Here is a 5,945-nt window from a genome sequence, read left to right on the forward strand (position 1 = left end):
GGCGGTGTGCGGCTCGATGGGCTGGTTGCCCGGCGTGCGGCGGAGCGCGCGCTGTTCCTTACCTGATGCCTGAATGCGTCTGTAAAACAATTCCCCCTCAAAACGACGGAGACCTTGCCCAAATGATTGAAGATGAAATCCAACGCTCGCTGGCCGCGCTAACCCATCTGGCGGTTCATCCGCTGATCTTGCCGGATCCTCAGCAAGAAGGCGTGACCTATCAGAAGATCAGCGATCTGAAAGTGAACACCGGTCTGGTTGACAGTTCGCTGGTGCAGAGCCGTTTTCAGATCGTGCTGTACGTGATCGACGATTACTCCCGACTGATCGCTCTGGATAAGGCGGTTTTGAACGCCTGGGAGGGGGTTCGGCATGGCCATATCGGCGAATGGCCGGTACAGGCGGTTACGCGCAGCACCCTTTTGCAGAGCGCCACGCCCTTGGCGGATAACCGCGTTCAGTATCGGATGGCGCGCGATTACCTCATTACCCATTCCGAGGTGGCGGCGTGATCGCCATAAACGTTTCCGGCATGGCGGAATTGACTCGCCGCTTGGAAGCGATTCGGCGCGAGGTCACCAGCCACATTCTGCCGGAGGCCGGCCACGCCGCGCTGGCGCCGCTACTTAGCACGATGCAGCAGTGTGCCGAGCGGGGGGCGTCAAACAGCGAGCCATCGCTGAGCGTCGGCATTGCGATACGTCCGGCCGTTACCGGATGGAACGCGGTGACGTTGCGCGTCGGCCCCAGTAAACAGCATTACCACAGAGCCCTGGCGCAGGAGTACGGCACGGCAACGCAAGCCGCCGCCCCGTTTATTCGTCCTGCGCTGGATCACCATAAGCACCAAGTGTTACGCATCCTGGCGGCTAACGTCCGCTATGGCATCGAAAACCGGTAGCGACCGCTACCATCCTTCATCAAAAAGAGAGAGAAAAACTATGGCTGATAAAACCTCGCCAGAATACGCCATGCTGCCTGCCGGCACTATCGTCAAATGGGGCACCGTTGGGGCTGCACCGACGGCCATGAAGGCGCTGACCAACTGTAAAGCGGTAGGTGAAATGGGGCAAACCGGCGGTTTTGTCGATTGCACCACGCTGCTGGATACCGCCAAGCAGTTTATTTCCGACCTGCCGGAAGGCGCGGAGAAATCCATCGGTTTCATCGACGATCCGTCCAACGCCGATTTCGCGGCGCTGCTGAATGCGGCGGACAAGCGCGAAACGGTGCAGTTCTACGTCGAGCTGCCGAACGGCCGCACCTCCACCTCCATCCTGTCGCTGTCCGGCTGGAAAATGAATGAGATCACCGCCCCGGCGAGCGAAGTCATTCAGATTACCGTCCAGGGCAAGCAAAACAGTAACACCTGGGGCTCGGTCACCCCGAAAGTGTGACCCATTGGCGGTTTGCCGCGGGTTAACGCCTGAAGGTGAACGCTTCCGCCGCGGGCCATGTGGCCTGCGGCAACCTGCTTATTACAGAGTAAACCGAATTGAACAAGGAAAAACCGATGAGTGAGAAATACGATCTGAAAGCGCTGAAAGCGGCGCTGCTGAAATCCGACGATCACGTGATTGAAACGCAGATCTTTGGCGCCAAAGCCTTTATCCGTCGCCTGAAAGCCGCGGAACTGCAGGAAAACGAAGACGGCATGAAGGCCGCCATCGACAGCGGTGACATGAACAAAGCCGCGCAGCTCAACGTGCAGCTTCTGCTGTCTTGCCTGATGACGCCGGACGGCAAACGTATCCCGGCCGGCGCCTTGCCGAGCGTAGACGATCTGCTGGCGGCGCACGACAACCCGACGCTGGTCGAAGCCATCGGCGCCGTCAAGCGGCATGCGGTCGGTAGCCTGGAGGAAGCGGAAAAAAACTGACTGACTCGCCCTGGCTGATGTTGGTGTTCCAACTGGCCGATCGCTGGGGTGAGTCGGATCCTCGCAAGATCGCCGCGCTGCCGGCGCACATCCTGAATCACTGGCGGGCATATTTCAAACTGCAAGGCATGACGGCCGATGCGGCGGAGAGTGCCCCCGTTCATCAATCCGGTCAGCCCGCGCAAAGCAGTATTGATATGCAGTGTGCTGACGTTATGCGAGTGCTGGGAAATGGCTGATACCGCACAGTTGGTCGTCGGGTTGCAACTGAATGACACCAACTTTAAAAACAAACTGACGGCGGCTTACCGTACCGCCGGGGAACAATCCGCCAAATTTAACCGCCAGGCTCAGCAGGACGCGAAGAAGACCGACGAGTCGTATCAACGCATCGGTGGCACGCTTGGCGGCCTGGCGGGGAAACTGGCGGGGCTGGCCGGCGTTGAGCTGTCGCTGCAGGGCCTCGCCGCCACCTCGCGCCAGTATGGGCAGGCGCTCACCGAACTTGCGTCCATCACCGTCGCCGCGACGGCGCAGATGAAGCAGTTGGACGACGCGGCTCGCCAGGCGAGCAGCGCCTCCGGCGAAGGCGGCAGCCGCGCGGAGGAGATGCTGAAACTGGCCGGCGGCCTGAATGACAGCGCGGCGGCCTGGCGCGATCAGGCGGCGGCGGCGCGCGGGGCGGCTCAGGCGACATCAGGCGTCGGCGCGGCGTCTCGCGTTGCGCTGGGGATGCTTGGTGGCCCGATCGGTGTCGCCATCCAGGCGGGATTGGGGATGGCATACTTTTATGAGCAAACAATGCAAGCCAAAGAGGCTGCGGTGAGTCTGAAAGATGCTGCGATTCTAACCACGTCAGAGCTTATAAAACTGTCTAGTAAGCAACTTGCCCTGAGAAAGTTAGATCTCAGTGAGCAGCTCGAGGAACAGCTTAGTGAGCGAGATAAGCAGCAGAATTTGTTGAATTACGCAAACGAGAGAATAGAACGAATCCAGAGTAACCCAGGTCGGCTGGGTGACATATTTGGTGTTGAAAAGCAGTTGCAAGCTACGCGGGTGCGTGCAGAAGCGGCTCTCGAGTCAATAGACATCGGGATTCAAAATACTCGCACTAGCATGCAAAATATTGACCAAGCTAACCTTCTTGTTTTGACAGGGGCTGCTCGTCATTTTAATCAGCCAGCAGGTAATATTTTGCCCGCTACTGCAACTGCGCAGGCGCAGTTGATGCCCTCTCCGCCCCCTGCTTATACATTGGATATTGTAAATACAGATAATCTTGGACGTGAGCGACAGCAGGTTCTTGATCAGTACCAACAACTGCGTCAGGAAATCGAGCAGGCGCATCTGAGCAGCCTCGACAAAATCACCCAGGATGAACAAAGCGCACAGGCCAAGCTGGCGTCAGCGGCCAAGGCGGCCGGTGCCGGGCAGGCCGATGTGCAGCGTGCGATGGCGCTGAACGCCGAGAAGTATCAGCGGCAGCGGCAACAGCTCGCTGAACAATACGCGCCAGGGCAGGCGGCGGTGCGCAAAGAGCAGGAGGTCGGCAAGGAGCTGAAGGCGTTGTATGACGGGCGGCTGTTGACCGAACGCGAGTACCACACCGCCAGCCGGATGCAGCAGCAAGAAACGACGCGCCAGCGGTTGAAGGCTGAAACCGACGCGCTTGCCGCGCCGCGTATGAACATTGCCGGTGATGTGGACCCTGTCGCTCGGCTTAACAACCAATTGGTGCAGCAGCAGGCGCAATACCAGGCCTACTACCAGCAAGGCTTGCTGGATAAACAGCGCTATGAACAGCTGATGCAGGCGGCGACGCAGGAATCGTCGGACGCTCAGTATCAGCAGGCGCTGAGTCTGTTCGGCGGGCAGAGCCGCGTGCACAAGATGGCGTTGGGGCTGGTGGACATGACGCGGGAACGGACCTCCGGCATGATGTTCGATCTGCTGACCGGGACGCAAAACTTTAAGCAAAGCATGCTCGGTTTGATGACCTCCATGACGCAGTCCATCATTCAGCAACTGATCGATCTGGCGATGCAGGCGCTGTTAACCAGAACCTTTCTCTCTACCTTTATGAACATCGGCGGCGGTTTGTTGGGCGGGGCGGCAAGCGCCGGCGCGGGCGCGGCCGGTTCAGGCGCGATGGGCATGCCGACCGGTTGGCAAGGCTATGTCCCCAACGCCAAGGGCGGCGTATACGCCTCGCCTTCGCTGAGCGCATTCAGCGGCCAGATCGTCAGCAATCCCACGTTGTTCGCGTTCGCCAGAGGCGCCGGCTTGATGGGCGAAGCCGGGCCGGAGGCCATCATGCCGCTCAAACGCGGCGCGGACGGTTCGCTCGGCGTGCGGGCTATCGGCGGCGGCCCGCAGCCTTCGGCGGCGCCGACTGTCTACATCACCATCGAGAACGGCGGCAACGTCAGTTCGCAGGCCGATCCGGGATGGGGCGAGTTCGGTAAACGAATGGGCAATATCGCCGCGCAGGAAAGCCAGAAGGTGATCAACCGTAACCTGATGCCGGGCCAGCCGATTTGGAAAGCAATCAAGGGGATGTAATGGGCATTCAGACATTTGAATTTCCGGCGCGCGTCAATGCCGCTGGCGATACGCGCTTTCGCGTCAGAAAGGCGCAGTTCGGCGACGGCTATGCGCAGGTCTCCGGCGACGGCATTAACCCGATCGTGCGCTCCTGGGATCTGACCTTTGTCGGCAAGTATGACTACATCACGCCGATCATCGTCTTTCTGGAAAACCATCACGGGGTGAAGTCCTTTCAATGGACGCCACCGACGCAGGTTCCCGGCCTGTTCCGCTGCGAGGGCTATAAGCCGGTCGCGATGGGCGGGGATAACTATTCATTGACGGCCACGTTTACCGAGGCTTTTCACGTTTAACCGGGGGAGATGATGCTGAATTCAGATTTGCAAAAGCTGGAGCCGGGCAACCGCATCCGCCTGATTGAGGTGGATGGCACCCGGTTTGGCGCCGATATTCTGCGCTTTCATTGCGATACCCTGCCGTTTACGCCGCAAGAGCTGGCCGCCGCCGGCGGTGATGAAAGCAAACTGCCGGCGAAATCGGTCTGGTGGCAGGGGCTGGAGTACGGCCCGTGGCCGTTTAGCGTTGAAGGGCTGGAGATTTCCGCCGACAGCCAGGGCAACGCGCCCAAGCTGTCGGTCGCCAATATCAACGGCCTGATCAGCGCGCTCTGCCTGCAGTTTGAGGACATGGCGCAGGCCAAGGTGCGGATCCACGACACGCTGGTGCACTACCTTGACGCCCGCAACTTCCCGCAAGGGAACTCTTCGGCCGATCCGCTGCAGGAAAAGCTGCAGGTGTTCTACATCGATCGCAAGGCGACAGAAAGCGACGAAGCGGTGGAGTTCGAACTCTCGAGTCCGGCTGACCTGCGGGGATTGCGCATCCCGACCCGGCAAATCCACAGCCTGTGCACCTGGTGCTCGCGCGGCGGCTATCGCACCGGCAAGGGCTGCGATTACGCCGGTAGCCGTTACTTTGACGACAAGGGCAACCCGGTGGATGACCCGAGCCAGGATCGCTGCGGCGGGCTGCTGAGCGACTGCCAGAAACGCTTTGGCGAGCACGAACCGCTGCCGTTTGGCGGCTTCCCGGGCGCGGCGTTAATCCGGCAGTAGGGGGCGAGCATGAAAGAAAAAACCGCGGCGGCCATTATGGCGCACGCCAGAGCCGAGTATCCGCGCGAATGCTGCGGCGTGGTGGCGCAAAAGTCCCGCGTGGAGCGCTATTTCCCGTGCCGCAACCTGGCGGACAACCCCACCGAGCAGTTTCATCTGGCGCCGGAAGACTACGTGGCCGCCGCCGAATGGGGCACCATCACCCTCATTGTGCACAGCCACCCGGACGCCACCACGCAGCCGAGTGAGCTGGACAAGGCGCAGTGCGACGCGATGGAGTTGCCCTGGGCGATAGCCAGCTGGCCGGAGGGGGATTTGCGCACCATTTTGCCGCGCGGCGAACTGCCGCTGGTGGGTCGCCAGTTCGTGTTGGGGCATACCGACTGTTGGGGGCTGGTCATGAG

Annotated in this window: 9 protein-coding genes; all 9 read left to right on the forward strand. The window is 60.4% G+C overall.

Going from position 1 to position 5,945, the window contains the following annotated elements; translation table 11 throughout:
* The first annotated feature begins 122 nt into the window (after positions 1-122).
* Positions 123-512, forward strand: coding sequence for a hypothetical protein (locus ADK28_RS25195; protein ID WP_048796965.1), 390 nt, complete (start codon positions 123-125; stop codon positions 510-512).
* A complete protein-coding gene (locus ADK28_RS25200) occupies positions 509-901 on the forward strand; it encodes an HK97-gp10 family putative phage morphogenesis protein (RefSeq protein WP_048796966.1) in 393 nt (130 codons plus the stop codon). Before ADK28_RS25195 ends, ADK28_RS25200 begins: the two co-directional genes overlap by 4 nt.
* A 40-nt stretch (positions 902-941) precedes the next feature.
* Entirely contained in the window at positions 942-1,397 is a 456-nt protein-coding gene (locus ADK28_RS25205; RefSeq protein ID WP_016926946.1) for a major tail shaft subunit, read from the forward strand.
* A 116-nt stretch (positions 1,398-1,513) separates the two neighbouring features.
* Complete coding sequence (locus ADK28_RS25210; protein ID WP_016926947.1) at positions 1,514-1,879, forward strand: phage tail protein; 366 nt, start codon at positions 1,514-1,516, stop codon at positions 1,877-1,879.
* 17 nt (positions 1,880-1,896) lie between these two features.
* Positions 1,897-2,118, forward strand: a complete 222-nt coding sequence (locus tag ADK28_RS25215; RefSeq protein ID WP_019453673.1) for a hypothetical protein — start codon at positions 1,897-1,899, stop codon at positions 2,116-2,118.
* Positions 2,111-4,441, forward strand: coding sequence for a phage tail tape measure protein (locus ADK28_RS25220; RefSeq protein ID WP_048796967.1), 2,331 nt, complete (start codon positions 2,111-2,113; stop codon positions 4,439-4,441). Before ADK28_RS25215 ends, ADK28_RS25220 begins: the two co-directional genes overlap by 8 nt.
* Positions 4,441-4,779: a phage tail protein gene (locus tag ADK28_RS25225; protein WP_048796968.1), complete on the forward strand. Its 339-nt coding sequence runs from the start codon at positions 4,441-4,443 to the stop codon at positions 4,777-4,779. Before ADK28_RS25220 ends, ADK28_RS25225 begins: the two co-directional genes overlap by 1 nt.
* A gap of 9 nt (positions 4,780-4,788) precedes the next feature.
* The gene (locus ADK28_RS25230) at positions 4,789-5,541 is read left to right on the forward strand and encodes a phage minor tail protein L (RefSeq protein WP_033639816.1); all 753 of its coding nucleotides are present in this window, start codon (positions 4,789-4,791) and stop codon (positions 5,539-5,541) included.
* A gap of 9 nt (positions 5,542-5,550) precedes the next feature.
* On the forward strand, positions 5,551-5,945 hold a 395-nt coding region (locus ADK28_RS25235; RefSeq protein ID WP_048796969.1), incomplete at its 3' end, for a C40 family peptidase.

It is taken from the genome of Serratia sp. 506_PEND (genome assembly GCF_001076875.1).
GTDB lineage: Bacteria > Pseudomonadota > Gammaproteobacteria > Enterobacterales > Enterobacteriaceae > Serratia > Serratia marcescens.

Excerpts from the sequence above, each read along its gene's own strand:
- ADK28_RS25195 (WP_048796965.1), top strand. The coding sequence starts at position 123 with ATGATTGAAGATGAAATCCAACGCTCGCTGGCCGCGCTAACCCATCTG.
- ADK28_RS25205 (WP_016926946.1), top strand. The coding sequence starts at position 942 with ATGGCTGATAAAACCTCGCCAGAATACGCCATGCTGCCTGCCGGCACT.
- ADK28_RS25210 (WP_016926947.1), top strand. The coding sequence starts at position 1,514 with ATGAGTGAGAAATACGATCTGAAAGCGCTGAAAGCGGCGCTGCTGAAA.
- ADK28_RS25215 (WP_019453673.1), top strand. The coding sequence starts at position 1,897 with ATGTTGGTGTTCCAACTGGCCGATCGCTGGGGTGAGTCGGATCCTCGC.
- ADK28_RS25220 (WP_048796967.1), top strand. The coding sequence starts at position 2,111 with ATGGCTGATACCGCACAGTTGGTCGTCGGGTTGCAACTGAATGACACC.
- ADK28_RS25225 (WP_048796968.1), top strand. The coding sequence starts at position 4,441 with ATGGGCATTCAGACATTTGAATTTCCGGCGCGCGTCAATGCCGCTGGC.
- ADK28_RS25230 (WP_033639816.1), top strand. The coding sequence starts at position 4,789 with ATGATGCTGAATTCAGATTTGCAAAAGCTGGAGCCGGGCAACCGCATC.